Consider the following 25,874-nt stretch of genomic DNA (forward strand, 5'->3'; position numbering starts at 1 on the left):
CGGGACCCGACCTCCATTTTTAGGGTGAATCACCTTGGCCAAGATCCTCGTAGTCACTTCCGGCAAGGGTGGCGTCGGTAAAACCACTTCCAGCGCCGCCATCGGTACCGGCCTCGCTCTGCGCGGCCACAAGACCGTCATCGTCGACTTCGATGTCGGCCTGCGAAACCTCGACCTGATCATGGGTTGTGAGCGCCGCGTGGTGTACGACTTCGTCAACGTGATCCAGGGCGACGCTACGCTCACCCAGGCCCTGATCAAGGACAAGCGCCTCGAGAACCTGTACGTATTGGCCGCCAGCCAGACCCGCGACAAGGACGCGCTAACCCAGGAAGGCGTTGGCAAAGTCATCGACGAGCTCGCCGAAAGCTTCGAATACGTCATCTGCGACTCGCCTGCCGGCATCGAGAAAGGTGCCCACCTGGCGATGTACTTCGCCGACGAAGCCATCGTCGTGACCAACCCGGAAGTCTCCTCGGTACGCGACTCCGACCGCATGCTAGGCCTGCTGGCGAGCAAGTCGCGCCGCGCTGAGAACGGCGAAGAGCCGATCAAGGAGCACCTGCTGTTGACCCGCTATAACCCCGAGCGCGTGGTCAAGGGCGAGATGCTCGGCGTCGAGGACGTCGAGGAAATCCTGTCGATCCGTCTGCTGGGCGTCATTCCTGAATCCCAGGCCGTGCTCAAGGCTTCGAACCAGGGCGTGCCGGTCATCCTCGATGACCAGAGCGACGCCGGACAGGCTTACAGCGACGCGGTTGACCGTCTCCTGGGTAAGGAAGTCAGCCATCGCTTCCTTGACGTGAAAAAGCAGGGCTTCCTGCAACGGCTGTTTGGAGGTCGCGAATGAACTTCCTCGACTTCTTCCGCGAACGCAAGAAGAAGGAAACGCCAGCCAACATCGCGAAGGAACGCCTGCAGATCATCGTCGCGCACGAGCGCGGCCAGCGTACTCAGCCAGACTACCTGCCAGCATTGCAGAAGGAGCTGGTCGAGGTGATCCGCAAATACGTCAACATCGACAACGACCAGGTGCAGGTTGCCCTCGAAGATCAAGGCAGCTGCTCGATCCTCGAGCTGAACATCACCTTGCCGGATCGTTGACAGACCGGCCTTGCGGCTGATCGGCGACCAGGGCATTGCTGCCCGGTCGCCGATTTCGTTTCTGGGATTCCAAATGCCCTTGAGCAATATCCAGATCGTCCACCAGGACCCTGCCCTGCTGGTGATCAACAAGCCCACACTCCTGCTCTCCGTTCCCGGCCGCGCCGAGGACAACAGGGATTGCCTGGTTACCCGCCTGCAGGAAAACGGCTTTCCCGAAGCGCTGATCGTGCATCGCCTGGACTGGGAAACATCCGGCCTGATCGTCCTCGCCCGTGACCCCGACAGCCATCGTGAGCTGTCTCGCCAGTTCCACGACCGGGAAACCGAGAAAGCCTATACCGCCCTGTGCTGGGGCGAGCCGGAACAGGACAGCGGCAGTGTCGACTTGCCCTTGCGCTATGACCCTCCAACCAAGCCACGCCATGTCGTCGACCATGAACTGGGCAAGCACGCCCTCACCTACTGGCGCGTGCTGGAACGCCAGGGTCACTACAGCCGGGTCGAGCTGACGCCCATCACCGGGCGCTCGCACCAATTGCGTGTTCACATGTTGTCCATCGGCCACCCGTTGCTCGGCGATCGCCTTTACGCTCATGAGCAGGCCCTCGCCGCGCATGACCGGCTCTGCCTGCATGCCAGCATGCTCACCCTGACCCACCCAGGAACGGGCGAGCGTCTGCGTTTCGAGTGCCCGGCGCCGTTTTGATGCGCGATTTTCTGGATGCGACTCGAGGTGCCCCAGAGCATCCCACCCTACGCAAGGCGCTCCATCTATGGACGCAACCCCCAGGTCGAGCGCTCGATCTCGGCTGCGGAGCAGGACGCGACAGCCTGGCGCTGCTCAGAGCCGGCTGGAAAGTCACTGCCCTCGACAGGGACCCACGGGCTTTAGCGGCGCTTCGAGAGCAGGCGCCAGCCCATCAGGACCAGATGCTCACTACGCTCTGCCGAGAGTTTGAAGACAGCACGGCACTACCGGCGGCAGATTTCATCAATGCAAGCTTCGCATTGCCGTTCTGCCAACCCGATGAGTTTTCAGGCGTGTGGCAACGAATCGCCACGGCTCTACGCACTGAGGGACTGTTCAGCGGACACTTTCTTGGTCCGCGTGATGACTGGGCAGGAAGAGGCCTAATCATTCATAGCCGCGACCAACTGGTGGAGCTGACAGCAGGCTGGACGGTGTTGGAGCTGAACGAGTTCGAATATGACGGCAAAACCGCCGTGGGCCATGCCAAACATTGGCATCTCTTCGAAGTAATTGCCCGCCGCAATGGATGAGCGATCTCGATGCAGTCCGCCGCAGCAACAGCGACAGCCAATGGGATAGACTTTCAAGCCTTGCAGTCAGGAGCTCCTCATGCGCGACGAACTCAACCTGGGTCTGATCGACTACCTCAAGGCGTCCCCAACGCCCTTCCATGCCACACGCAGCCTCGCTCGCAGCCTGCAGGCGGCCGGTTTCAAGGCATTGGACGAAAAGGACACCTGGGAGACCGAAGCCGGTGGCCGCTATTACGTCACACGTAACGACTCAGCAATCATCGCCTTTCAACTGGGCACCAAGCCGGTCACCGAGCACGGGGTTCGCCTGGTTGGCGCGCACACGGACAGCCCCTGCCTTCGGGTCAAGCCGCAGCCGGAGCTACAACGCCAAGGCTTTTGGCAGCTTGGCGTCGAAGTCTATGGTGGCGCCCTGCTCGCGCCCTGGTTCGACCGCGACCTATCACTGGCCGGGCGCGTCACCTACAGCCGCGATGGCCGAATCGAAAGCCAGTTGATTGACTTCCAGCTGCCGATCGCAGTGATTCCGAGCCTGGCCATCCACCTCAATCGTGAAGCCAATCAGGGCTGGGCGATCAACGCCCAGAACGAGCTGCCACCGGTACTCGCGCAGGTAGCCAGCGAAGAGCGCCCGGACTTCCGCGCGCTGCTCGCCGATCAGTTGAGCCGTGAGCACGGCTTGGTTGCTGACGTCGTCCTGGATTTCGAACTGAGCTTCTATGACACCCAGCCGGCAGCGGTCGTCGGACTGAACCGTGATTTCATTGCCGGTGCGCGCCTGGACAATTTGCTGTCCTGCTTTGCCGGTCTCCAAGCCTTACTGCGTGCTGGCGGGGAAGAGACCTGCGTGCTCGTCTGCACCGACCATGAAGAAGTCGGCTCGGCCTCCATTTGCGGTGCGGACGGCCCGTTTCTCGAACAAGTCCTGCGTCGCGTACTGCCCGATGGCGATGGCTTCCAGCGCAGCATCAACCGCTCGCTGCTCATCTCGGCCGACAACGCCCACGCCGTACACCCGAACTATGCTGACAAACATGACGGTAATCACGGCCCGAAACTCAACGCCGGCCCGGTAATCAAGGTCAACAGCAACCAGCGCTATGCCACCAGCAGCGAAACCGCCGGTTTCTTCCGTCACCTATGCCTGGAGAACGAAGTGCCGGTACAAAGCTTCGTGACCCGAAGCGATATGGGTTGCGGCTCGACGATCGGCCCCATCACGGCTAGCCAGCTCGGCGTCCGCACGGTCGACATAGGCTTGCCCACGTTTGGCATGCACTCGATCCGCGAGCTGGCCGGCAGCCAGGATCTAGCGCAGCTGGTCAAGGTGCTCGGCGCCTTCTATTCGAGCGCCGAACTGCCCTGAGTCACCGCGGCGGGCTCGCCCCGCCGTCAGAGGCTGTCGTCGATGACCAGCGCGACCTTGCCGGAAACCTGATTGCTTGCCAGCGCGGCGAACGCAGCTTCGACATCCTTGATCGCGAAGCTGCGTTCCAGTCGGGTCGAGAGGGTCTTGTCGGTGAACAGCTTCCAGGTTTTGTCTTTCAGCTCGGCCAGCAGCGAAGCCTTGGAATCAGCGTCACGACTGCGTAGCGTCGAGCCAATGACCTGGATGCGCTTGGCGAGCAGCCCAGCCAGATCCATTTCGGCCTTGCGCCCGCCCATCAAACCGATAATCACCCAACGCCCGTCAACGGCGAGCAGCTGAGTGTTCAGCGCGGCGTATTTGGCGCCGACCGGGTCGAGGATCATGTCGAACGGTCCGAAATCCTTGAGTGCATCCAAGGACTCTTCGCGCAGGACACCGCCCTGGGCACCAAGGGATTCGCAGTACGCAAGCCGCTCTGCCGACCCCACGCTGACCCAGCACGGATTGCCGAACACCTTGCACAATTGGATACCCGCTGACCCGACGCCACTGGCACCCGCATGCAGCAGCACCTTCTCGCCGGGCTGGATGGCTCCCAGGCGGAACAGGTTCAGCCAGGCGGTTGCATAGACTTCCGGAATCACGGCAGCCTCGGTCAGTGAAAGCCCTTCCGGCACCGGCAGTGCATGACGGCCATCGACCACGACCTCTTCAGCCATACCGCCTCCAGCCAGCAGAGCGCACACCCGGTCGCCCACTTGGTGCGTCACCCCGCTGCCGACTTCGCTGACCACGCCCGCACATTCCAGCCCAAGGATATCGGTAACGCCTGGCGGCGGCGGGTAATGCCCAGCCCGCTGCAACAGGTCGGCCCGGTTGAGGCCGGCCGCCGCGACGCGAATGCGAACCTGCCCCGCCCCGCATTCCGGAGCGCTGCGCTCGGTCCACTCCAGCTGCCCTTCGATGCCTTGCAATGCCTTCATGCTGCCTCCATAGTGATTCGTACCTGTGCCCGCCCAACCGCTTTTACGCTGGCGATGCAGGCTTTTCGATAGATCGCCCGAACAAGGCTACCTGCCGATCCTCCCGCGTGAAACCTCGGTGAGGGGCACGGTGTCTTCAGGTAACGCTGCCTGCAACTGTGAACCGCGATCTGTCATGCAAGCCAGCGGGCAGTTACCATCGGGCTGTTGTTATTACCGTCGGACACCTCGTCCCGGCCCCTGAACATGATGGCCCTATATGCGTTATAACCAAGCCACGCGCCGTACCTTCGAACTGAAACGCAGCTTGACGGCAGGCGCACTCGCGCTGCTGATGGGCCTGCAGGCCTCGATCACGCTAGCCAAGCCCAACGAGGGCCAACACTGGGACTACTTGCAGCCGGACCGCGATCAGGTCATCGCCAGCCTCAACGTCGTCGAGTTGCTCAAGCGGCACCACTACAACAAGCCGCCGCTGAACGACGCACGCTCGGCAAAGATCTTTGACAGCTATATCGAGATGCTCGATCCCGCGCGCAGCTACTTCACCGCTGGCGACATCGAGCAATTCAAGGCTTGGCGCACTCAGTTCGATGATTTCCTGCGCAACGGCAACCTTGAGCCCGGCTTTGCCATCTACAAGGTTCAGCTCGAGCGGCTGCGCGACCGGCTGCAGTACGCGCTTTCCCTGCTGGACAAAGGCGTCGACAGCTTCGATTTCACCCTTGACGAGGAATTACTGGTCGATCGCGAAAACGCTGCCTGGCCAAAGGACGAGGCGGAGCTGGACGACCTGTGGCGCAAGCGCGTCAAAGACGAGGTCCTTCGCCTCAAACTCGCCGGCAAGGAACCCAAGGCGATCGAGGAACTGCTGACGAAACGCTACAAGGCGCAGCTGTCACGCCTCGAGCAGACACGCGGCGAGGACGTGTTCCAGACCTACATCAATGCCTTCGCGCAGTCTTACGATCCGCACACGCAGTACCTGTCGCCGGACAACGCTGAGAACTTCGACATCAACATGAGCCTGTCCCTGGAGGGCATCGGCGCAGTCCTGCAGAGCGACAACGAACACGTCAAGGTCGTGCGCCTGGTGCCGGCTGGCCCGGCCGAGAAGAGCAAGCAGATCGCGCCCGCTGACAAGATCATCGCCGTCGGCCAGAGCGGCGACGAAATGGTCGACGTGATTGGCTGGCGCCTCGACGAGGTCGTCAAGCTGATTCGCGGTCCAAAGGGCTCGGTCGTTCGCCTGGAGATCATCCCCGCCAGCAATGCGCCCAACGACCAGAGCAGCAAAGTGGTTGCCATAACCCGCGAGGCCGTCAAGCTGGAAGAACAGGCGGCCAAGAAGTCGGTGCTGAACCTGACGCATGAAGGGCGGGACTTCAAGCTGGGCGTCATCGAGATCCCGGCCTTCTACCTGGACTTCAAAGCGCTGCGCGCCGGTGACAAGGATTACAAGAGCACAACGCGCGACGTGCGGAAGCTGCTTACCGAACTGGAGCAGGAAAAGGTCGATGGCGTGGTCATTGATCTGCGCAACAACGGCGGCGGCTCGCTTCAGGAAGCTACCGAGCTGACCGGCCTGTTCATCGACCAAGGGCCAACCGTCCTGGTCCGCAACAGCGACGGCCGTGTGGACGTGCTGGCTGACGAGCAAAAGGGGGCCTTCTACAAGGGCCCGCTGGCCGTACTGGTCAATCGCCTGTCGGCCTCCGCTTCGGAAATCTTTGCTGGCGCCATGCAGGATTACCACCGTGCCCTGATCCTCGGCGGTCAAACCTTCGGCAAGGGCACCGTCCAGACCGTGCAGCCGTTGAACCATGGTGAACTCAAACTGACCCTGGCCAAGTTCTATCGAGTGTCTGGACAGAGTACGCAGCATCAGGGTGTGATTCCGGATATCTCATATCCAGCGGATGTCGATACCAAGGAAATCGGCGAGAGCGCACTGCCCGAGGCCATGCCCTGGGACAGCATTCGCGCCGCCATTACGCCTGACATGAATCCTTTCAAGCCTTTCCTGGCGGAGCTCAAGTCTCGCCATGACCAGCGGACAGGTGACAATGCCGATTTCGTCTTTACCCGTGACCGTCTGGCACTTGCGCAGGAATTGGCCCTTGAAACGTCCGTGACCCTGAACGAAGAAAAGCGCAAGGCGCAGCAAGAGCGCATCGAACAGCAACAGCTCACGCTCGAGAATGCACGGCGGCAGGCGAAGGGTGAGGAGCCACTGGCGAAACTCGAGCGCGAGGATGAAAACACCCCGCATGACGAGGAGAAAATCAAGCCGGAAGATGATGCCTACCTCACCGAGAGCGGCCACATCCTGCTGGACTACCTCAACCTCGAGCACGCCATGGCCAAGAACAACACTGGCGAGCCGTAACACGAGACTGTCATCAAAGTGACATCATTTGCGTCGTAAATACGGGGGCCGCCATGTGCGGCCCCTCGCATTTCACGCATATCGAGATGATCATGACCGTCACCGAGCAGTTGAGCACGCTGAATGGCATTCTGGCTCACGGCGACATCACTACCCTCTTCCAGCCCATCGTTTCGCTTTCAGGTCGTAGCATCCTCGGCTACGAGGCATTGAGCCGCGGGCCTTCCAACACTTCGCTGCACTCCCCGATCAACCTGCTGGCAGCCGCGCGCCATGCCGGGCGCCTCAATGAGCTTGAGATGACCTGCCGCGAATGCGCCTCGCGCCGCTACAGCCAGCTCGATCTCCAAGGGAAGCTGTTCCTGAACGTATCGCCGGAGACGCTGCTCGACGTGACCCATAAGCCAGGGCGCACCCTGGAGCTATTGGAGCAGTACGGAATCGCACCGTCACAGGTCGTCATCGAGCTGACCGAACAGACCCCAACGGATGACTTCGAACTGCTCGACGCGGCGCTCCACCACTACCGGGACATGGGTTTTTCCATCGCTCTGGATGACCTCGGCGCCGGTTACTCCAGCCTGCGGATGTGGTCGGAACTGCGGCCGGACTACGTCAAGATCGATCGCTACTTCATAGACGGCATCCACCGCGACGCCGTAAAGCGTGAGTTCGTTGGGTCCATTCTGAAAATCGCACGAACATCCCAAGCTCAGGTTATCGCTGAAGGCATCGAGCTACACGAAGAGCTGCGCGTGCTTGCTGACATGGGTATCGACCTGGTTCAGGGCTACCTGCTCGGCCGCCCGGTAGAGCAGCCAGATACCGGCTTCGTCAAGCTCTTGCCGTCTAGCGCTGAACGGGATGAATCGCTCAGTGACGAGCCGGATCTTTCGGTCCTGGTGCTCAAACAGTTAGCTGTCCAGGCCACGTGCCCGATTGCCGATGTGCTGACGCTGTTTCGCATGCAGGCCAACCTGAACTCAGTCGCCGTGTTGGACGCCATGGAGGTGCCGGTCGGCATCGTGCACCGAAACCTACTGTCCGACGCCCTGCTCAAGCCGTTCGCAACCGACCTGCTCGCGCGCAAACCTATCAGCCGCTTGATGAGCCATGACTTTCTCGCCGTGGAGTCGAGCCAGTCACTTCAGCAGGTCAGCCGCCTATTGACCAGCCGCGCCCGGCAACGTATCGAAGAAGATTTCGTCATCACTCAGGAAGGCCGCTATCACGGGCTTGGCCGGGTGATCGACGTACTCAAGTTGATCACCGAGATGAAGATCCAACAGGCGCGCCATGCAAATCCGCTCACCCTGCTCCCGGGCAATGTCCCGATCCAGCAATGCCTCACACGCCTGTTGAGGCAAGACCGCGAGGCGGTCATTTGCTACGTCGACATCGACCACTTCAAGCCCTTCAACGACCTCTACGGCTACGCCAAGGGCGATGAAGTGTTGCTGTGCCTGGCTCGCTGCCTCGACGAACAGATCGATCCCGGTTGCGATTTCGTGGGCCATATCGGTGGGGATGACTTCCTTTTGGTGATGCAATCCACTGACTGGTCGATCCGGATCGAACAATTGTTCGAGGCATTCGAAAAACGCTGCAGGCCGTTCTATCGAGAGGACCATCTGGCCGCTGGCTGCTTCGTAGCGGAGGGCCGCCAAGGGGGTGAGGAGCAGTTTTCGCTGCTTTCGCTATCCGTTGGCGCTGTCAGCCTGCGGCCTGGCAGCAGGACGAATATGGATGCTGACCGCCTGGCGGCACTCGCCTCGGAGGCCAAGCGCAGCGCCAAGCAGAAGCCAGGGTTCAGCATGCACGTGCTCGACACCCAATCCCTGGCCCAGCACTCGTTTCAAAGCCCGACCCGCGCCGCGCTGGCCCTATAGCGTTCCGCCTGGTCACGGTCCGCTTCCAGCCCGTGACCTCCGGCCTGATACAACTGAGCCAACCGCGTCGCCGCGAGTGGGTGACCGGCATCGAGTGCCAGTTTCCACCAGCGAGCAGCCTGGGCGCCGTCCGGCCCGTGCGTGGCGTCCTCGCTTAGCGCAACGACCCCCATCTGGTACGCCGCTTTCCCATCGCCCGCCTCGGCGGCTAAGCGCAGCAGGCGGATGCCCTCTCGCCTGGCCCCGGACCCTTGCCCTCGGAAAAGCAAGATATGCCCATAGAAACTTTGCGCGGCGCGATCACCCAGTGCTGCCTTGCGCGCAAACTGGCCTTCCATCCAGCGCCACAGCTTGGGCTGCTGGACTGCCCAGCGAGATGCCATGAGTTTTCGCGCAGTCCAATAGCCGAGGCGCGCTCGTAGCTTCAACACCATCATGGAACCTCGGGATAGTCGAACTCGAAAACTCTGGCCACCTCACCGGCGTGCCAGGACGCTGCTACCGGCCCATCCACTGGCCCGGAGAAGCGGCCCAGGCGCGTGGCGCACTCGAAGAACCCGGTACGCGGCAGCCGGTCAGCACCCTGGCTTATGACCAGCGCGCTGCGCAACGGGCGATCGGCGCGGGCATCGAGCGCGGCCAAGTGTTCGAGCGCTGCTGTCAGCGTCTGCATGGCCGGCGTTGGTAATTGAAGTCGCTCGACGAGCGCCCTGTAGGTCACCAGGTGGCGCTGACGCCTCGCTTCGGACAGTTCATGAACAAGCGCCTGCCAGTGTGAACGGCTGATCCGGATCGAGGAAGCGGCGTCGCTCACGCTTGCTGCTCCCACCCACCAATCTGTAGGGCGCGCGCCAGAGCGCTGCGTATCGCATCGCCAGGGTCGCGCTCACCAGATTCGATTAGCGCCAGGTAAGCCGGACTGATGCCAACCGCGCGCGCCAGGTCAGCCTGGCTGAGCTGACGCGTCTCCCGCAGCGCCGCCAGCTGTTGGAAGGGAGGCATCGAAACGGGGGTTGCTTGAGACACCTCCTGACGCTGCCCCACTGCACTTAAAAGCGCCTGGTACTCGTCCCAGGGCAACACTGCATATTCCGGCGACCCATCCCGCATGATGACCTGAACGCTCATCCGCTTTCTCCGCTCCGATTGCCGTAATTGATGAGCGGAATGTTAACAGCCTGGGCAGAGATTTTTAGCCAAGGAGGCCTCACTTGGCGAAAGCCGGAAAGCTCCGCTTATCGACCAGTTAGGTATTAATCCTTGTAGATCGCGTCGCGTTAGCGCCCTTTTCCAGGGCTGACGTATTCGTCATCGAGCGATTCATTCGTGTCTGGCATGTGCGCCAAGCTTTCTCGCACGCTAGCGGGTTGTCTGGCTCGCCAGGCTTTGAACGCCTCCAGCTCACCGGACCACTTGCGCATCACCCAACCCAGCACGGCTAAGTCGTCAACGAAGCCCAACCCAGGGAGCCAGTCCGGTATGGCGTCCATAGGCGACAGAAAATACAGCAGCCCAGCCACCGCTGCGATCAAGGCCGGCCGGCTAACTGACCGATACTCACCTCGCCACCAGGCGAGGCAAAGCGCCTGCAAAAGACTTAAGTCTTCCCGTAGCCCTTTTAAAAGTCCGCCCTTGGATGACCGCTTGCGCGCTACAGCGATCAGCACAGCTGGCAGCCTGCCCTTTGCAATCACGCGGCTGGCCAGTGGCAAATATCGGAAGAATGTCCAAGGTGCAGGCATGTCGAATCCTCGCTAACAACCGGCCCGTCTGGGCTGGGATCTTATCCACAGATCCTGTGGATAAGTCTGTGAACAGAGATTGGATGATTGGCTCGAACGCCCGTGTCACGGGGCCTTCCGTTAAATCGGCGGTTTCTTATCCAGTCGAGAAAAGTCTTTTATAAACAATGCCTTAGTTAAAACGGTACGCGACCACAACGCAGATGGAATAGCACTGCATCGCATGCAACCTAAATGTGTATAACCGGCGCCTGTCAATCCATTTTTCATGCGATTTTAGCGTTGCGCCAGCCATACGCGTTCGGCCAGGGTTCTAACAACGACAACGGAAGCAGGCGAGTCGTTCGTGATCGCAAATGGAAGGACCTATCGCGCAGAAACGAAAAGGCCGGTCATATGACCGGCCTTTGGCATTGCTGAGGCTTAATTGACGCTAAGTTTGCCGCGGTTCTTTTCAAGGGTGGCGGCGCCAATGCCTTTGACCTCGAGCAGCTCGTCCACCGAGCTGAATGGGCCATGCGCATCGCGGTAGTCAATGATCGCCTTGGCTTTGGTAGCACCAATGCCGTTCAACTCACGGGTCAGGGTATCCGCGTCGGCTGCGTTGAGGTTGATGGTTGCCACCTGAGCCACAACGGCGGCCGGCTTGGCGGACGCTACATCAGCGGCACTGGCGCCCACCGAGACGCTGGCGAACAAGGCAAAAAATGCTGCAGTAAGAAAAGACTTGGTCATGCTTCACATCCTTTTGAAAGTCGGAATTAACCGGCGCGGTACTCCATGCGCCGCCCGGCCAATGTAAGGGCTGGGCGTACTAAGTCAAACGGCATGCTTCGTAATGTGAACCATGACTAGATCGAATTGTGGGCAACGTACCGAATCGGTCACCTGACGGGCATCAACACCGGCCCCCGCCGGGATTCATGTTCCGTCAGCGCATGACATTGAACAGGCTCAACCCCGAGATCTTTACGTAACTCTGCTGCGCCGCTTCGAGCACCACGGTCTGCAGCGACAGCCTTGACAGCGCCTCGGCATAGTCCAGCTCACGCAGTTCAGCCTGGACGTCCTTGTTGACGAGCGTCACGTCCTGGTTGTCGGTCTGGGTGGTTTCGATGACGTTCAACCGCGCCCCAATGTTTCCCCGCGCAGCGTCGACACTAACTATGCCGTGATCAAGGTTGGTCAGGGCGACGCCAACGGCATCACGCACGCCATTGTTATCGGTTGCCGGCGCTTCGAGCGCCTTGCGCAGGTTGGCAATGGTGTCGAGAACGCCCTGCTTTTCCTCGCCGTTGCGCGCGAACGTAAAGGTTTCGCCACCCGCCGGAGCGCCGTCGATCTGAATGGTCATGCCGCGAAACACGAGCTTGTCACTGTTTTTATCGTCATCATCCAGGCGACCGCTCTGCAGCGCTACGGTGCCGCCCACCTCCCATACCTCGTACGCTTTCGGGTCGGTCGCATCGAAACGCACCTCGAAGCCAGCAGCAGGGAAATCTGTCGCGGCAAAGGCGACCTCATCGTCAACCAACGGTGCGGACAACCGGACCGCAGGCGCTGTGATGGTGCTCGAAGCGGGGCTCATCGAGATTCGCCCCGCATTCGTCACGGCCTGAAACACGGCTTTACCGCTGTCGCTGATCGGGATGTTCAGCGAACTCGCGATTTGCAATTTGCGCTGCCCTTCATCGCCCTGGTAGCTGTAGCTGCCATCAGCGGCGCGGACGAAGGGCTGAGTTTTGCCCTGGAACCCAGAGAACAGGTATTCACCGCGCGCGTTACGGGTGTTCATCAACGCCAGCAGCTCGTCCTCGCGCTCGCCCAGCTCCGCGGCAATCGACTTCCTATCCTGCGGATCCAACGCACCGTTGCCGGCCTGCACGGCCAGCTCGCGCACACGCTGCAGCACGGTGTTGACCGAATTGAGGGTTACCTCCTCCTGGGTCAGGCTGTTCTTGGCCGCCGTCAGGTTCGCATCGTATTGGCCAAGCACGCTCTGCTGCTGCTCGAGTTGCAGCAGGCGAACCGAAGCGACGGGGTCGTCCGCTGGCGTGAGAATCCGGTTGCCGGTGCTGATCTGCTCCTGGGTGCGCGTGGCATTGGCGTAGTTGCGCTGGATACCGTTCACGCCGTTGTTGAATGCTTGCAAGGTCGAGATGCGCATAAGCCGGCCTTTTACCTGAAGGTGCTGATCAATGTATCGAACATGGTGCGCGCAACTTGAATGATCTGAGCCGAGGCGTTGTAGTACTGCTCGAACTTGATCAAATTAGCCGCCTCCTCATCCAGGTTGACTGCTGACAGCGAGTCACGATTATCGGTGGCCTGCTTGAGTATTGCCCCCGTCGCCTCGCTGTCCATACGTGCCTGCGCCGTCAGCGTGCCGACGCGCTCGACCAGTTCGCCATAACCGTCCGTGAAACTTTTGCCGGACCCTGGCACGCTCGGGTCCGCGCCGATGGTCTGCTTGGTTTGCAGGTTGACCATGTTCAAAGCGTTGCGGTTGTCCGAGACGCCATTGCTGTTAAAGCCAATGGTGAAGGTGTCGCCAGCTTGTGGCCGGCCACTCACGGTAAAGGTGAAGCTGCGCCCGTCGATTTCGATGGCGAGCTCGTTGGTCTGCCCCGGCGTGAACGTGGCGGGGCTTACCTGCGTGACCCCTGCTCCCGTAATGCTCGGCGGCGTGCCGGCGTTGTAGGTCAAGGTAATGTCGCTACCCAAGGCCGCCTTTAAGGCCGCCATATCGACGCTCTCAGTCGTGCCAGGCTGGCTGATGACGCCGGTCCCAACATTCTGCAGGTTGCTCCCTGCGCGCACTGGGGCGGCGAAGGCAAGCTGATCGGCTTGATCCAGCACCGCTTTGATATCTGTCGCGCCACGGCGGGTGGGCTGCAGCGAGAACCTGTCCCCGGCAGCCGGCGCTCCGCTGATGGCTACGGTGAAACCCTGATCCTTGCCCGCACTGTCGGCAAAGCTAAGGAATGCGGGCGGCCCCGCGTTCTGCGTGACGCTGATGTTCGCGTTGTCGCTCAGCCGCCGGGCCGTATAGTTCGTGCCGTCGAACTCCATGCGGTAGTCGCTGGCCGTCAGGTTCTGCGTATCGGTAATGCGCAACGAGGCATCCGCGGCCGACGTGTTGCTGCTGAACGGCGTTGCTCGCAGCCCCATCAGCGACGCGGCGTTGTAATCGCCGAAGATCGCTTCACCCACCTGCCCCTTGAGATCGAGCCCCTGGGTCTGTTGTGAATTGAGCTGATCGCTCACGGCAAGCGCCAAGCGCCCCAGCGAGTTCAGGGTGGGGTCCAGCACTTCTTCCCGATAGCGAATCAATCCGCCGAGCTCGCCTCCGGTGATCTGCGAGGTGATGCCTTGGCGGGAACTGCCGCTGACGAACTGGATTTCGTGACGGTTCGGGTCGCTCTGGCCGGGGACGACCTCCAACCGGCTGACGGTGGCACCAACGACAAGGGGCTGGCCCGTGCCGACGGAAATGTTGAAGCTGCTGTCGTCCTGCGGCGTGACGGTCACGCCGATGTAAGTCGACAGCTGGCGCACCGCTTCGTCCCGCGCATCGAGCAGGTCATTGGGCTGTTTCCCATTGGCCGCCGCGATGGCGATGGCGTTGTTCAGGCTGCCGATGCTGCCGGCCAGGCGGTTGACCTGATCGGTGACCGCCGCCATCTGCTTGTTGGTGAAATTGTTCTGCTCGGTCAGCCGATCGGAAACCGTATTGAATCGCCGCGCGAGGCCCTCGGACTCTGCCAGTACGAGCTGGCGTGCCGGGATATTGGACGGATCCTCAGCGGCCGTCTGCAAGGCAGAGAACAGCTTTTGCAGCGATGGCGTAATCCCCGTGGTACTGCCGGCCAACAACGAGTCGAGCTGGTCGATCTGGCTCTTGTACGCTTCCACGTCGCTGCTCAGCGACGTGCTGCTGCGCAACTGAGCAGTGAGGAATTCACTGTAGCTGCGGCGGACTTCCACCAGCGTCGTACCCGAACCGACGTACCCCGCACCACTGAACTGCGGGGTGCGAGTCGCCTGCGAGGCGTCCTGGCGGCTGAAGCCGGGTGTGTTGACGTTGCTGATGTTATGGCCAGTGATGGACAGCTGGGTCTTGCTGGCGCTTAGCCCGGACAGGCCGATATTCAACAGGTCAGCCATGATTAGCCTCTAGTCCGTGTCGTGGGCGCCGTGCTGGCATCGGCGATGGTCTGGTAGGTTTGAACCTTGCGGGCGATCTGGTTGATCTTGCTCGCGTACTGCGGATCGGTGGCATAGCCGGCCCGCTGCAATTCCTTGACGAAACGCTCGGAGTCGCCCGAGGTGCTGGCCACTTGAACGGCGGGCTTGTAGCGATCGTTGCTTTCCAGCAATCGCACATAGTCGTTGAAGCTCTGCTCGAACGAGTCGTACGCGCGGAAGCCTGCCACTTGCTTGGTCGCCTTGCCGTTGACGTATTCGGTGGTGGTGACCTTCGCCGACTCGCCCTGCCAGCCGGTGGCCTTGATGCCAAACAGGTTGTGGCTGTTGCTGCCGTCCTTCTGCTTGATCATCGACTTGCCCCATCCGGTTTCCAGCGCGGCTTGTGCCACCAGGAAGCGCGCCTCGACGCCCAGCCGCTTGGCGGCCTTTTCGGCCATGGGCAACATGGTCGCGATGAATTCGGCCGGCGAACTGAAGCGTGTCTTGCTCGGCGCGCTCGGTACGCTCGCCTCGACGCCATTGATCGTCAACGGCGCCTCAGCCGGTGCTGCAAAAGCGATCGCCGGTTTCCAGTCGAGGTTGACCAGCGGCTTGGCCGCCTCGGCCTGCGCGGTTTGAGCCGTCTGCCCGACAGGCGCATCGGCCGCGGCGACATCCGCCTGGTTGCGCTCGATTAGCCGGCCCGGCAGGGCCAGGCGGCGCTGATTGAGCATCTGCACGTCGTTGCGCGCCGGGTCCACCTTCGCAACGGCCGCGTCGGGGCTGCTCGACCACTTCGAGCCTTGTGTCTGCGCAACCTGGGCGAAAGGATTGGGCTTCGCGCTGGGTTCCTGCTGTTTGCTCAGCTGGCGAATCAGCACATCAGCAAGGCCAATGCCGCCGCCCTCTTTGGACAAGGTGACCGACAGCTGCTGGTCGTGCATGTCCTGGTACTGCTTGCTGGCCTGGCTGTTGAATGGATTGTCTTGGGACATGACCTCGGTGGCCGACCGCATCGACTTGAGCATCTCGTTCATGAACAGGGACTCGAACTCCTGCGCGACCTTGCGCACGTTCTCGGCGCCGTCACGGTCCTTGCCCACCTTGAGTTGGTTCAAGCGATTCAGGTCGGAGTAGCTGCCACTGTCAGGCGTACGCCGAGCCGTTCCCAGACGATTTTCCATGTCCCGGTCCTCAGATGACGATCAAGTCTGCTTGCAGCGCACCGGCCTGCTTGAGCGCTTCGAGAATGGCCATCAAGTCGCTCGGCGCCGCGCCAACCTGGTTCACCGCACGGACAATCTCGTCGAGCGTCGTCCCCGGGGCGAACTTGAACATCGGCTTGGCTTCCTGCTCGGCTTTCACTTTCGAGTTCGGCACCACGACCGTCTGGCCGTCGGACAGCGGGTTAGGCTGGCTGACCTGCGGATCCTCGGTGATGGTCACGGTCAGGCTGCCGTGTGTCACGGCGGCAGGCTGAACGCGCACGTTCTGGCCGATCACGATGGTCCCGGTACGCGAGTTGATGATGACCTTGGCGACCGCCTGGCCAACGTCGACCTCGAGGTTTTCCAGAATCGAGAGGTAATCGACGCGCTGGCTCGGATCCAGCGGCGCGGTGATGCTGATCGAGCCGCCATCGAGCGCCTGAGCCACGCCTGGGCCAAGCAACTCGTTGATGTGATCGACGATGTTCTTCGCCGTGGTGAAATCCGGGCGGTTGAGGTTCAGCGTCAGGGTGGTGCCCTGGTTGAACGCGCTCGGCACCGGCCGCTCGACCGTCGCACCGTTCGGGATACGCCCGGCCGAAGGAATGTTGACGGTGATGCGCGACCCATCAGCACCACCTGCATCGAAACCACCGACGACCAGGTTGCCCTGAGCGATGGCGTAGACGTTACCGTCGATCCCTTTTAGCGGCGCCATCAACAGGCTGCCGCCGCGCAAGCTCTTGGCGTTACCGATGGACGAGACAGTGATATCGATCGTCTGACCCGGCTTGGCGAAGGGCGGCAATTCGGCATGGATCGATACGGCCGCGACGTTCTTCAGCTGCACATTGCCGCCCGCAGGCACCTTGATGCCGAACTGCGCCATCATGTTGTTGAAGGTCTGCACGGTGAACGGCGTCTGGGTGGTCTGGTCACCGCTGCCATTGAGGCCGACGACCAGGCCGTAACCGATCAGCTGGTTGCTGCGCACGCCCTGAATGCTGGCGATGTCCTTCAGACGCTCGGCATGCACCGGCGCGCCAGCCAGGCACAACAGGGCAATCAATACGGAGCTGAACATTTTCATTGCCGACACCTGCTTAGAACGGCCACAACGGGCTGATGAAGAAACGGTCCAGCCAACCCGGCTGGCTGGCATCGGCGAACGCGCCGGTGCCGGAATAGGTGATGCGGGCGTCGGCGATACGGGTCGAAGGCACGGTGTTATCGGTCGCAATGTCGTCCGAACGCACCAGGCCCGCGATCCGCACCAGCTCGTCGCCAGTGTTGAGCGTCATCCACTTTTCGCCACGGATCGCCAGGATGCCGTTGGGCAGCACGTCCGAAACGGTCACGGTGATCGAGCCGGACAGGCTGTTGCTCTGCCCTGCCTGCCCGGAGCCGGAGGTATCACGTGACGCGTCGTACTCGGCACCGAGGCTCATGCTGTTGCCGGTCAGCGGGTTGGCCATCGAGACGGCGCCGCCAAACAGCGAGCCGAGGCCGATATCGGCCTTGCTCTCTTTGGATATCTTGGAGTTCGAGTTCTTGCTCGCCTGGGTCTTCTCGTTGAGCGTGACGGTGATGATGTCGCCGACCCGATAAGCCTTCCTGTCGTCGTACAGATTGGTTTCGAAACCCGCCTGGTAGATCGCCCCGTTGTTCTGCGCAGCAGGCAGCGGCGTGCGTGGAAGCACCGGCGCGTAGTACGGATCGTTGGGTTTCGGAGCCGGCGCCATGCACCCGGACAGGATCATGGCAGGCACCAGCGGCAGGACATTCAACAAGCGACGCATATACACCTCAATCCAGCGGCTGACGGCTGTTACAGCTGCTGGGTAACGAAAGACAGCATCTGGTCGGCCGTGGAGATGACTTTCGAGTTCATCTCGTAGGCGCGCTGGGTGGTGATCATGTTCACCAGCTCCTCGACGACGCTGACGTTGGAATTTTCCAATGTGTTCTGCAGTACCGTGCCCAAGCCGTTGAGGCCCGGGGTGCTGACCTGCGGCGCGCCACTGGCGGCGGTTTCCAGGAACAGGTTGCTGCCCATTGCCTGCAGGCCGGCCGGGTTGACGAAGTCGGCGGTCTGGATGTTGCCGATGACCTGTGGCGCCGGGTTGCCCAGCGTGGTGACGGACACGGTGCCGTCCTCGCCCACGGTGAAGGTCTGGGTTTCCGGCGGCACGACGATGGCGGGCTCCAGCGAATAACCGTTGGAGGTGACGATCTGGCCGTCCGCGTTCAGGTGGAAGCTGCCGTCACGCGAATAGGACACGGTGCCGTCCGGCAGCAAGACCTGGAAGAACCCGCGACCATTGATGGCCATGTCCAGCGGCTGCTCGGTTGTTTGCAGGCTGCCGGAGGTGAATTGCTTCTGCGTGCCGACGATGCGCACACCGGTACCGAGCTGCAGGCCGGATGGCAGTTCGCTGTCCTGGCTGGACTGGCCGCCAGGCTGGCGACGGATCTGGTAGAGCAGGTCCTGGAACTCGGCGCGGTCCTTCTTGAAGCCGGTGGTGGACACGTTCGCCAGGTTGTTGGAAATGGTGGTCAGGTTCATGTCCTGGGCGGACAAACCGGTCTTACTCACCCACAGTGCTGGAAGCATGATCTTCTCCTCGCGCGCCGGAAATCAGGCACGCCGCCTAGTTTGTTAGCTGTTCTGCAAGACTCGGGCCGCTGCGGCACTGTCTTCTTCTGCCGTGCGCATCATCTTCACGTGAAGCTCGAATTGCCGGGACAGCGCGAGCATCGAAGTCATCTCAGCAACGGCGTTAACGTTGCTCGCCTCGAGGAAGCCGGATGTGACACGAACCGCGGCGTCCGCCTCGACGGGCTGGCCGTCCTTCATGCGGATCAGGCCATCGGTGCCTTTCTCCAGCTGCTTCGGATCGGGATTGACCAGCTTCAGCCGGTCGACCGTCACCACCACGTTCGGGTCTTCGCCCAGCGCGCGAATGCTGATGGAGCCATCGGCTCCGATCTCGACCTTCTCTTCCGGCGGCACGGCAATCGGCCCCGCATTGCCGAGCACCGGCAAACCGTCGCCGGTGCGCAGCATGCCGAGGGTGTCGATATTGAGGCTGCCGGTACGGGCATAGGCCTCGCTGCCGTCCGGCGCCTGCACTGCGATCCAGCCTTCGCCCTCGACGGCTACGTCCAGGTCACGGCCAGTTTCCTGCAAGGTGCCGGAACTGAAATCCGTGCCCGGCCGCTCCGTCATTGCATAGACGCGGGCGGGAAAGGTATCGCCGAACACCTGCATCGAGCGCGCCTGTTCGAAATCGCGGCGGAAGCCCGTAGTCGAGATGTTTGCCAGGTTGTTGGCGTGCGCCTGCTGGGCTCGAGCGTTCTGGCTCGCCCCCGTCATCGCCACATAAAGCATCTTGTCCATCGAACCTCCGAGCCGCGCAAATTGACGCTTGATAGATCTTCGGAAGGAGACAAAGCAAAGCACGTGCCACAGGCGAAACAGATACGCAAACCATTGAAATAAAAGGTTTTTCAGAAAAACAAAAAGGCCCCGAAGGGCCCTTTTGAGACGAAGCGGCAGTTTCCCGCCGCCGTTGCCGTTGCCGGCGCGCCGTCAGCGCAGGTTGATGATCGTCTGGGTAATGGCGCTTTCGGTTTCGATGGTCTTGGCGTTTGCCTGGTAGTTGCGCTGCGCAACGATCAGGTTGACCAACTGGTCGGAGAGTTCGACGTTGGAATCTTCCAGGGCACCTGCCTGCAACGAACCCAGGGTGCCACTGCCTGGAGGGTTGCGAACCGGCTCGCCCGACTCGAACGACTGCACCCACTGCGTCTTGCCGACCGGGGTCAGGCCTTGGACGTTGGCAAAGTTAGCCAGGATGATCTGCCCCTGCACCTTCGATTGCCCGTTGGTGTAGCGCGCGAAGATCTCGCCGGTCTCGCTGATTTCCAGACCTGCCAACTCACCGGTGGTGTAACCGTCCTGGCTGACGCTATTGACGGCGAACGCGCTGGCGTATTGGGTCGAGCCACGCATATCGAGTGTCATGTTCAAACCAGCCGCCGGCGCAGCATTGTTCAACGACCAGGTGCCGTCAGTATTCTTTACGGCCGGCTGCCAACCGGTAATGGCAGACGTACCACTGGCCGGGTCGATCAGCGCGCCGGAGGGGCTGAACTGCAGATTGGTGGTGCTCGGCGCAGTGCTGTTGACCGGGTCGGCCGGATTGCGACCGTCGACAAGCACGTGCATCTGCCAGGTGTTGGCGGTACCGGTCTTGACGAAATACTGGGTCATGACGTGGGCGTTGCCCTGCTCGTCGTAGACGTTGGTCGAGGTCGAGGAGTTGTAGCTCAACGGATCAGACGGATTGAACGGAGTGTTGACCGGCTCGGTGTTCGTCGAATTCAGGTTAAACCCTTGGGTGATCTTGGTCGTGGCCTTTGGCTCCTGGCTGGAGGTCTGGATCTTCAGATCGCTGACCTGCCCGGTGCGGATGTTGCCGTTGTCATCGACACCATAACCCTGAAGGTTATAACCGAAGTTATCGACCAAATTGCCTTCCTTGTCAGTACCGAAATAACCCGCACGGGTATAGCTCAGCGCGCCGTTATTGCTGACTTGGAAAAAGCCATTGCCGTTGATGGCCAGGTCCAGGGCGTTCTGCGTGTAGTTGATGTTGCCCTGATTGAACTGCTGGGAAATGTCCGACAGCAGGACGCCGCTGCCAACTGGGTTCTTGCCGGAGCCCAGCATCGAGGCAGCGTACACGTCGGAAAATTCCGCTCGCGACTGTTTGAAGCCGACCGTACCAGCGTTGGCGATGTTGTTACCTGTGACGTTGAGGTCTTTGCTGGCGGCGCGCATGCCGCTAAGGCCGATATTGAACGACATGAAAAGCTCCTGTTACCGGGACGTGCCGGCGGTTATTGACCGATGACCTGGACTTTTGACAGCCCGATGCTGCCGACACCGGCCAGATTGAGCATCAGCTCACCGCCGTTCTGTCCGAGAGTGACGCTGTCTACGTTGGCGGGAAGCATGGTGTAGAGCCCCTTGGTCTCGCCTTGGTAGGTCGCTTGTGCTTCGAAACGGTAGGTGCCCGGCGGCAAAGTCTTGCCGCTCGAATCCTTGCCGTCCCACATGAACGAAACGTTGCCCGCTTGTTGCTGGCCCATGTTGATGCGGTTCACCACGGTACCGCTGCTGTCATAGACGTTGACCGCCACGTTGCTGCTGGTCGTGGGCAACACCAGGCTTGCCTTGAAGGTTTCGCTGGTATCTACCACCGCCTTGTCGGTCGGCACGATGACCTTGCGCCCGACCAGCGAAGACGCCTGCAACGCCTGGGACGACTGGTAGCCCGAGAGCATTGTTTCCATGCTGCTGTTGAGCTTTTCTACGCCTTCGACCGTACTGAACTGCGCCAACTGGGCGATGAACTCACCGTTTTCCTGGGGCGCGAGCGGGTTCTGGTTGTTCAGCTGGGTGACCAGCAGTTCGAGAAACTCATTCTTGCCGAGGTCGTTGCTCTTAACCTCGCGATCCTTGATCTGGTACTGGTCTAGTACCGAACCGGTACCGCTGACGCCGCTTGTCGTGGTCATGGTGATCTCTCGTAGCGATTACTGACCGAGGGTCAGGACTTTCTGCAGCATGCTTTTGGCCGTATTCATCAAATCGGCATTGGTCTGGAATGAGCGGCTGGCCGAAATCATATCGGCCATCTCCTCGACCACGTTGACGTTCGGGTAGTACACGTAACCGTCGGCGTTCGCAGCGGGATGATTGGGCTCGTAGCGGGCCTGCAGCTCGCTCTGGTCTTCGACGATGCCTAGCACCTGTACACCCGCGCCGGCTTGGTCCTGCTCGGCGAATAGTGAATCGTTCGGCGCGCCGCTGGCCTGTTGCAGCATGGTCGCGAACACGGGGTGACGTGCGCGGTACGTCTGATCGACGCTGGATGACACCGTCTCGGCGTTGGCGATGTTGCTGGAAATGGTATTCAGCCGAGTGCTCTGCGCACTCATGCCGCTACCTGCGATATTGAAAACGTTGCTAAGGGACATGGAAATGGCTCCTCTTATTCGCCGCGCAGGGCGCTCATCAGCCCCCTGAACTTGCTGTTGAGCAGAGTGAAGCTGGCCTGGAAGTCGATGGCGTTCTCGGCGTAAGCGGCTTGCTCCACCTGGGCATCGACAGTGTTCTGGTCGAGCGAAGCATGCGCCGGCGTGCGGAAGCGCAGACCGGGATCGGCAATTTCCATCCCCTCGGCAGCGATATGCTTGCCGTTGGTGACGCTCACCCCGAAGCCACCCTCGGTCTTGCTCTGTTGAGCAGCCAGCACGGCGCCGAAATCGAGGTCACGGGCCTTGTAGTTGGGGGTGTCTGCGTTGGCAATGTTATTAGCCAGCACTTCAGCACGTTGCGCGCGGAAGCCGAGCGCTTTTTCGTGGATGCCGAGTGCCTTGTCGAAACTGATGCTCATGATCTGGACCTTTGCCGGATACAAGTCTGCCTGGCAGAACATCAGCAAAGGGCGTGCCACTTGTTCAAACGACTGATCTACAAGGGATTCAGAGCACACGTCGCGGCAAGGGCGTCAAAAGCGGCAAGTTTTTTCCGATTCCATTGCCGCTGTTTCGCCGCGTGACGACAGAAAACCGCCGCCGCTCAGGCCGTCATTTGGCCTTATAGATGATGCCTGGGCTGCACTGCACCATTTGGTACAGCTCAGGTAGGCCGTTCAGCGCTTCGGACGCGCCGAGGAAGAGATAACCGCCCGGTTTGAGCGTGGCATGGATACGGCGAAGAATGTCTTTCTTCACATCCGCGGAGAAATAAATAAGCACGTTGCGGCAGAACACCACGTTGAACTTGCCCAGCGCGGCATAGCTGTCGAGCAGGTTCTGCACACGAAATTCGACGCGGCTGCGGATGGCCGGTTTGACGGCCCAGCGCCCAGGCGCCTTGACGTCGAAGTAACGCTGCAGGCGATCGGTGGACAATCCCCGAGCAATCGCGAGACTGTCGTACTCGGCCGCCTTGCTTGCAGTCAGCATCGCGCCGGACAGCTCCGTCGCGACGATCTGCACGGCAGTTTTCGGTTGGCTCGGGCTGTTGCGCTCGTACTCGTCGACCGTCATTGATAGGGAATATGGCTCCTGACCAGACGAGCAAGCCGCCGACCAGATGCGCAGTCGCTGCCCTGGCGCCGATTTGAGCAGCTCCGGCAAGACGCGACTCTTCATGACCTCGAACGGATAGGTATCGCGAAACCACAACGTCTCGTTGGTCGTCATGGCGTCGACAACCTGCTCGCGCAGGCCGCTACGAGGCTGCGCCTGGATTTTCCTCACCAGGTCACCCAGCGTCTTGAGGCCTTGTTGCTCCATCAGCTTATTAAGCCGGCTGGACACCAGGTACTGCTTGTTGTTGCCCAGCAAGATGCCGCAAGTCTTTTCCAGGAATACCCGGAACTGATCGAAATCCAGATCACCTGACACTAATCACGCCCCACAGGTCGTTTTGTTGAGAGGCTCGCGCCTCATTTTCCATCCGTCATCCGGACACGCTGTATGACTCGACCCGCCAGATCGTCCGGCTGGAATTTAGCAAGAAAATCATCCGCACCGACTCGTTTAACCATCGATTGGTTGAACACACCGGAGAGCGAAGTATGCAGGAGAATGTGCATATCCCGCATATCCGGGTCCTGACGAACCTCAGTCGTCAGGGTATAGCCGTCCATTTCCGGCATTTCGATATCCGAGATCATCATCATGAACTCTTCGGACGGCTTCTTGCCCTGCGCCACCAAGCCCTTAAGGTAGGTCAGCGCCTGGCGGCCATCGTTATGGGCCACGACCTCAATGCCGAGGTTCTGTAGACAACGGATAATCTGTTTCCGCGCAACGGAAGAATCGTCGACGATCAATACGCGGCACAGCGCAGCCTTGGTGTGAGTTTCTTCGTCAGTGATGCTGACCGAAACGGCCTCGGACACCGGTGCAACCTCGGCCAGCACCTTCTCGACATCGATGATTTCCACCATCTGACTATCGATATGGGTGACAGCAGTAAGGTAATGGTCGCGCCCTACCCCTTTGGGTGGTGGCAGGATGGCTTCCCAATTCATGTTGACGATGCGCTCGACGGAGCGCACCAGGAAGCCCAGCACCTTGTTGTTGTACTCGACAATGATCGCGAAGCTATTAGAAATGTCTTCCAGGGCCGGCTTGCCGGTGGCCAGTGACAGGTCAAGGATCGACAGCGTGCTGCCGCGGATATTCGCGACGCCACGCACCACGGGGCTCGATCGAGGCATAACGGTCAGCTTCGGGCACTGAAGGACCTCTTTGACCTTAAACACATTGATCCCGTACAGCTGCTTGCCATCGAGCTTGAACAGCAACAACTCCAGACGGTTTTGCCCGACCAGCTGCGTACGCTGGTTTACGGAATCCAATACACCGGCCATGCCAGGTTCCTCTTGCTTGCCAGATAGGCGCTGAGTCAGTTGTGAGCCAGGGCGTGACGGCACGCCCCTTGCTTTATCGTTGGTCATGAGCGAACTGATGACTTTTTTCCGGCGTTCCTGCATTGCCCTTGCAGCCCTCCTACCCGCCTTAGGCGTGCTGGCCGAGGGTGCAGGGGCGACAGCCGCAACCCGCCCTGAACAACTTATCGACGCGACCCAAGCCTTTCTTGAGCGTGAGGTGACGGAATACCTGCAGCGTAGCCAAATCCAGGCGCGCTACCAGGTGGAAGTCAATCGGCTGGATCCTCGCCTGCGCCTGGCTGCCTGTGATCAGCCGTTGAGCACGCGCCTTGAAAGCCCGGCGCAGCCGGTCGGCCGCGCGACGGTCCGGGTGAGCTGCGAAGGCTCTGCGCCCTGGTCAGTATTCGTCCCGGGGCAGGTGCATCTCTATCGTGAGGTGGTCGTCACGTTGCGCCCTCTCAAGCGCGACAGCCTTGTCGATAGTTCAGACGTAAGCCTGGCCGAGCGAGACGTGAGTTTGCTTAGTCAGGGTTATCTCACCGCGATCGACCAGGTCGTTGGCAATAAACTGTCGCGACCGCTGCTCGCCGACCAGGTGGTTCCACAAAGTTACGTATCGCTCGCCGATGTCATTCGCAAAGGCGACCAAGTGGTGATCAGCGCGAAAAATTCGGCCATTAATGTCAGAATGCCCGGCGAAGCGTTATCGGACGGCGCCATCGGCATCCAGATCCGCGTCAAGAATCAGAGCTCGGGACGTGTGGTCAAGGCTCGGGTGACTGGACCGGGTCAGGTAGAAGTCATGATGTAGTCACCTCGATAGCGCCCCGCCAAAAAAACGCTAAAGTTTTTTCCAGGGTTGCCGAAAAGCAGGCAAGCGACCTGACTTATTCGAGGTTCATCATGGTTATCGACTTCAATCGACCGAACGGGCCAACCAATGCGCCCAACAGCGGGCGTACCTCCGGCGTTCAGAATGCCGAGCGGCCCGCAGCTCCACAAGCACCAGCAACCGAGGCCAGCAAGAGCAGCGCGGCGGCAGGCGAAAACGTCCAGCTCAGCCCTGAAGCGCAGCGTCTTCAACAGGCAACGGAAAAAATGAATCAACAGCCGTCTGTCGATCAGGCGCGCGTCGCGCAAATCAAGCAGGCCATCGCCGATGGCAGCTATGAGGTTGACAGCAAGCGCGTCGCGTCCAAGCTTCTGGCTTTCGAGAGCCAGCGCTGACCTGACGC

At 60.7% G+C, this 25,874-nt stretch carries 28 protein-coding genes; 9 read left to right on the forward strand and 19 right to left on the reverse strand.

Translation table 11 applies throughout. From position 1 onward, the window contains the following. Positions 1-34 precede the first annotated feature (34 nt). From minD to KXR72_RS04225, 5 genes are all read left to right on the forward strand, one after another. The gene (minD, locus tag KXR72_RS04205) at positions 35-850 is read left to right on the forward strand and encodes a septum site-determining protein MinD (RefSeq protein WP_437419844.1); all 816 of its coding nucleotides are present in this window, start codon (positions 35-37) and stop codon (positions 848-850) included. Continuing rightward, positions 847-1,104, forward strand: coding sequence for a cell division topological specificity factor MinE (gene minE / locus KXR72_RS04210; protein ID WP_437419845.1), 258 nt, complete (start codon positions 847-849; stop codon positions 1,102-1,104). Before minD ends, minE begins: the two co-directional genes overlap by 4 nt. 73 nt (positions 1,105-1,177) lie before the next feature. After that, a complete protein-coding gene (locus tag KXR72_RS04215) occupies positions 1,178-1,813 on the forward strand; it encodes an RluA family pseudouridine synthase (protein ID WP_437419846.1) in 636 nt (211 codons plus the stop codon). Next, entirely contained in the window at positions 1,813-2,388 is a 576-nt protein-coding gene (locus tag KXR72_RS04220) for a class I SAM-dependent methyltransferase (protein WP_437419847.1), read from the forward strand. The genes KXR72_RS04215 and KXR72_RS04220 overlap by 1 nt, the downstream gene beginning before the upstream one ends. 79 nt (positions 2,389-2,467) lie before the next feature. Further along, a complete protein-coding gene (locus KXR72_RS04225) occupies positions 2,468-3,757 on the forward strand; it encodes a M18 family aminopeptidase (protein ID WP_437419848.1) in 1,290 nt (429 codons plus the stop codon). Between the two features lie 26 nt (positions 3,758-3,783). Here KXR72_RS04225 and KXR72_RS04230 read toward each other — a convergent pair whose 3' ends face one another. Beyond that, complete coding sequence (locus KXR72_RS04230) at positions 3,784-4,743, reverse strand: NAD(P)H-quinone oxidoreductase (protein ID WP_437419849.1); 960 nt, start codon at positions 4,741-4,743, stop codon at positions 3,784-3,786. Positions 4,744-5,038: 295 nt separating this feature from the next. Between KXR72_RS04230 and KXR72_RS04235 the strand changes: the two genes are divergently transcribed. Both KXR72_RS04235 and KXR72_RS04240 read left to right on the forward strand, forming a co-directional pair. Further along, positions 5,039-7,132, forward strand: a complete 2,094-nt coding sequence (locus KXR72_RS04235) for a carboxy terminal-processing peptidase (protein ID WP_437420372.1) — start codon at positions 5,039-5,041, stop codon at positions 7,130-7,132. A gap of 92 nt (positions 7,133-7,224) precedes the next feature. After that, a complete protein-coding gene (locus KXR72_RS04240; protein ID WP_437419850.1) occupies positions 7,225-9,021 on the forward strand; it encodes a bifunctional diguanylate cyclase/phosphodiesterase in 1,797 nt (598 codons plus the stop codon). On the opposite strand, the gene KXR72_RS04245 is transcribed toward KXR72_RS04240, so the two are convergent. From KXR72_RS04245 to KXR72_RS04330, 18 genes are all read right to left on the reverse strand, one after another. Beyond that, a complete protein-coding gene (locus tag KXR72_RS04245) occupies positions 8,988-9,455 on the reverse strand; it encodes a sel1 repeat family protein (protein WP_437420373.1) in 468 nt (155 codons plus the stop codon). The genes KXR72_RS04240 and KXR72_RS04245 overlap by 34 nt on opposite strands. After that, positions 9,455-9,835 carry a hypothetical protein gene (locus tag KXR72_RS04250; RefSeq protein WP_437419851.1) on the reverse strand — a complete coding sequence of 127 codons (381 nt, stop codon included), beginning with the start codon at positions 9,833-9,835 and terminating at the stop codon, positions 9,455-9,457. Before KXR72_RS04250 ends, KXR72_RS04245 begins: the two co-directional genes overlap by 1 nt. After that, complete coding sequence (locus tag KXR72_RS04255; RefSeq protein WP_437419852.1) at positions 9,832-10,149, reverse strand: helix-turn-helix domain-containing protein; 318 nt, start codon at positions 10,147-10,149, stop codon at positions 9,832-9,834. Before KXR72_RS04255 ends, KXR72_RS04250 begins: the two co-directional genes overlap by 4 nt. A gap of 149 nt (positions 10,150-10,298) precedes the next feature. Further along, positions 10,299-10,763, reverse strand: a complete 465-nt coding sequence (locus KXR72_RS04260; protein ID WP_437419853.1) for a YkvA family protein — start codon at positions 10,761-10,763, stop codon at positions 10,299-10,301. Between the two features lie 423 nt (positions 10,764-11,186). Further along, positions 11,187-11,498: a ComEA family DNA-binding protein gene (locus tag KXR72_RS04265; protein ID WP_437419854.1), complete on the reverse strand. Its 312-nt coding sequence runs from the start codon at positions 11,496-11,498 to the stop codon at positions 11,187-11,189. A gap of 196 nt (positions 11,499-11,694) precedes the next feature. After that, positions 11,695-12,930, reverse strand: a complete 1,236-nt coding sequence (gene flgL, locus KXR72_RS04270) for a flagellar hook-associated protein FlgL (RefSeq protein ID WP_437419855.1) — start codon at positions 12,928-12,930, stop codon at positions 11,695-11,697. Positions 12,931-12,941: 11 nt separating this feature from the next. After that, positions 12,942-14,930, reverse strand: coding sequence for a flagellar hook-associated protein FlgK (gene flgK / locus KXR72_RS04275; protein ID WP_437419856.1), 1,989 nt, complete (start codon positions 14,928-14,930; stop codon positions 12,942-12,944). Positions 14,931-14,932: 2 nt separating this feature from the next. Further along, positions 14,933-16,135 (reverse strand): flagellar assembly peptidoglycan hydrolase FlgJ, encoded by a 1,203-nt coding sequence (gene flgJ, locus KXR72_RS04280; protein WP_437419857.1) that lies wholly within the window; start codon positions 16,133-16,135, stop codon positions 14,933-14,935. Between the two features lie 10 nt (positions 16,136-16,145). Beyond that, entirely contained in the window at positions 16,146-17,249 is a 1,104-nt protein-coding gene (locus tag KXR72_RS04285) for a flagellar basal body P-ring protein FlgI (protein WP_437419858.1), read from the reverse strand. Between the two features lie 13 nt (positions 17,250-17,262). Continuing rightward, a complete protein-coding gene (flgH, locus tag KXR72_RS04290; protein ID WP_437419859.1) occupies positions 17,263-17,958 on the reverse strand; it encodes a flagellar basal body L-ring protein FlgH in 696 nt (231 codons plus the stop codon). A gap of 29 nt (positions 17,959-17,987) precedes the next feature. Further along, positions 17,988-18,773: a flagellar basal-body rod protein FlgG gene (gene flgG / locus KXR72_RS04295; protein WP_437419860.1), complete on the reverse strand. Its 786-nt coding sequence runs from the start codon at positions 18,771-18,773 to the stop codon at positions 17,988-17,990. Between the two features lie 45 nt (positions 18,774-18,818). Further along, a complete protein-coding gene (gene flgF, locus KXR72_RS04300) occupies positions 18,819-19,559 on the reverse strand; it encodes a flagellar basal-body rod protein FlgF (protein WP_437419861.1) in 741 nt (246 codons plus the stop codon). Between the two features lie 192 nt (positions 19,560-19,751). After that, entirely contained in the window at positions 19,752-21,032 is a 1,281-nt protein-coding gene (gene flgE / locus KXR72_RS04305) for a flagellar hook protein FlgE (protein ID WP_437419862.1), read from the reverse strand. Positions 21,033-21,064: 32 nt separating this feature from the next. After that, the gene (gene flgD / locus KXR72_RS04310; protein ID WP_437419863.1) at positions 21,065-21,745 is read right to left on the reverse strand and encodes a flagellar hook assembly protein FlgD; all 681 of its coding nucleotides are present in this window, start codon (positions 21,743-21,745) and stop codon (positions 21,065-21,067) included. An 18-nt stretch (positions 21,746-21,763) separates the two neighbouring features. After that, positions 21,764-22,207, reverse strand: coding sequence for a flagellar basal body rod protein FlgC (gene flgC, locus KXR72_RS04315; RefSeq protein ID WP_437419864.1), 444 nt, complete (start codon positions 22,205-22,207; stop codon positions 21,764-21,766). A gap of 14 nt (positions 22,208-22,221) precedes the next feature. Beyond that, positions 22,222-22,626 carry a flagellar basal body rod protein FlgB gene (flgB, locus tag KXR72_RS04320; RefSeq protein ID WP_437419865.1) on the reverse strand — a complete coding sequence of 135 codons (405 nt, stop codon included), beginning with the start codon at positions 22,624-22,626 and terminating at the stop codon, positions 22,222-22,224. A 193-nt stretch (positions 22,627-22,819) separates the two neighbouring features. After that, positions 22,820-23,644 carry a protein-glutamate O-methyltransferase CheR gene (gene cheR / locus KXR72_RS04325; protein WP_437419866.1) on the reverse strand — a complete coding sequence of 275 codons (825 nt, stop codon included), beginning with the start codon at positions 23,642-23,644 and terminating at the stop codon, positions 22,820-22,822. 41 nt (positions 23,645-23,685) lie between these two features. After that, complete coding sequence (locus KXR72_RS04330) at positions 23,686-24,618, reverse strand: chemotaxis protein CheV (RefSeq protein WP_437420374.1); 933 nt, start codon at positions 24,616-24,618, stop codon at positions 23,686-23,688. Between the two features lie 97 nt (positions 24,619-24,715). Here KXR72_RS04330 and flgA point away from each other — a divergent pair, with 97 nt between their 5' ends. Beyond that, the gene (gene flgA, locus KXR72_RS04335; RefSeq protein WP_437419867.1) at positions 24,716-25,450 is read left to right on the forward strand and encodes a flagellar basal body P-ring formation chaperone FlgA; all 735 of its coding nucleotides are present in this window, start codon (positions 24,716-24,718) and stop codon (positions 25,448-25,450) included. Positions 25,451-25,542: 92 nt separating this feature from the next. Beyond that, a complete protein-coding gene (gene flgM, locus KXR72_RS04340) occupies positions 25,543-25,866 on the forward strand; it encodes a flagellar biosynthesis anti-sigma factor FlgM (RefSeq protein WP_437419868.1) in 324 nt (107 codons plus the stop codon). The last annotated feature ends 8 nt before the right edge of the window (positions 25,867-25,874 follow it).

The organism is Stutzerimonas chloritidismutans (genome assembly GCF_051486945.1).
Classification (GTDB): domain Bacteria; phylum Pseudomonadota; class Gammaproteobacteria; order Pseudomonadales; family Pseudomonadaceae; genus Stutzerimonas; species Stutzerimonas chloritidismutans_B.

What these genes read in the sequence shown, in the direction of transcription:
- flgF (WP_437419861.1), bottom strand. Translation starts at nt 19,559, where the DNA reads ATGGACAAGATGCTTTATGTGGCGATGACGGGGGCGAGCCAGAACGCT.
- KXR72_RS04330 (WP_437420374.1), bottom strand. Translation starts at nt 24,618, where the DNA reads ATGGCCGGTGTATTGGATTCCGTAAACCAGCGTACGCAGCTGGTCGGG.
- flgJ (WP_437419857.1), bottom strand. Translation starts at nt 16,135, where the DNA reads ATGGAAAATCGTCTGGGAACGGCTCGGCGTACGCCTGACAGTGGCAGC.
- minE (WP_437419845.1), top strand. Translation starts at nt 847, where the DNA reads ATGAACTTCCTCGACTTCTTCCGCGAACGCAAGAAGAAGGAAACGCCA.
- flgK (WP_437419856.1), bottom strand. Translation starts at nt 14,930, where the DNA reads ATGGCTGACCTGTTGAATATCGGCCTGTCCGGGCTAAGCGCCAGCAAG.
- flgB (WP_437419865.1), bottom strand. Translation starts at nt 22,626, where the DNA reads ATGAGCATCAGTTTCGACAAGGCACTCGGCATCCACGAAAAAGCGCTC.
- KXR72_RS04265 (WP_437419854.1), bottom strand. Translation starts at nt 11,498, where the DNA reads ATGACCAAGTCTTTTCTTACTGCAGCATTTTTTGCCTTGTTCGCCAGC.
- KXR72_RS04230 (WP_437419849.1), bottom strand. Translation starts at nt 4,743, where the DNA reads ATGAAGGCATTGCAAGGCATCGAAGGGCAGCTGGAGTGGACCGAGCGC.
- flgH (WP_437419859.1), bottom strand. Translation starts at nt 17,958, where the DNA reads ATGCGTCGCTTGTTGAATGTCCTGCCGCTGGTGCCTGCCATGATCCTG.
- flgL (WP_437419855.1), bottom strand. Translation starts at nt 12,930, where the DNA reads ATGCGCATCTCGACCTTGCAAGCATTCAACAACGGCGTGAACGGTATC.
- KXR72_RS04285 (WP_437419858.1), bottom strand. Translation starts at nt 17,249, where the DNA reads ATGAAAATGTTCAGCTCCGTATTGATTGCCCTGTTGTGCCTGGCTGGC.
- flgD (WP_437419863.1), bottom strand. Translation starts at nt 21,745, where the DNA reads ATGACCACGACAAGCGGCGTCAGCGGTACCGGTTCGGTACTAGACCAG.
- KXR72_RS04260 (WP_437419853.1), bottom strand. Translation starts at nt 10,763, where the DNA reads ATGCCTGCACCTTGGACATTCTTCCGATATTTGCCACTGGCCAGCCGC.
- flgA (WP_437419867.1), top strand. Translation starts at nt 24,716, where the DNA reads ATGACTTTTTTCCGGCGTTCCTGCATTGCCCTTGCAGCCCTCCTACCC.
- flgC (WP_437419864.1), bottom strand. Translation starts at nt 22,207, where the DNA reads ATGTCCCTTAGCAACGTTTTCAATATCGCAGGTAGCGGCATGAGTGCG.
- flgM (WP_437419868.1), top strand. Translation starts at nt 25,543, where the DNA reads ATGGTTATCGACTTCAATCGACCGAACGGGCCAACCAATGCGCCCAAC.
- KXR72_RS04255 (WP_437419852.1), bottom strand. Translation starts at nt 10,149, where the DNA reads ATGAGCGTTCAGGTCATCATGCGGGATGGGTCGCCGGAATATGCAGTG.
- KXR72_RS04220 (WP_437419847.1), top strand. Translation starts at nt 1,813, where the DNA reads ATGCGCGATTTTCTGGATGCGACTCGAGGTGCCCCAGAGCATCCCACC.
- flgE (WP_437419862.1), bottom strand. Translation starts at nt 21,032, where the DNA reads ATGTCGTTCAATATCGGCCTTAGCGGCATGCGCGCCGCCAGCAAAGAC.
- KXR72_RS04215 (WP_437419846.1), top strand. Translation starts at nt 1,178, where the DNA reads ATGCCCTTGAGCAATATCCAGATCGTCCACCAGGACCCTGCCCTGCTG.
- KXR72_RS04240 (WP_437419850.1), top strand. Translation starts at nt 7,225, where the DNA reads ATGACCGTCACCGAGCAGTTGAGCACGCTGAATGGCATTCTGGCTCAC.
- KXR72_RS04225 (WP_437419848.1), top strand. Translation starts at nt 2,468, where the DNA reads ATGCGCGACGAACTCAACCTGGGTCTGATCGACTACCTCAAGGCGTCC.
- KXR72_RS04245 (WP_437420373.1), bottom strand. Translation starts at nt 9,455, where the DNA reads ATGGTGTTGAAGCTACGAGCGCGCCTCGGCTATTGGACTGCGCGAAAA.
- flgG (WP_437419860.1), bottom strand. Translation starts at nt 18,773, where the DNA reads ATGCTTCCAGCACTGTGGGTGAGTAAGACCGGTTTGTCCGCCCAGGAC.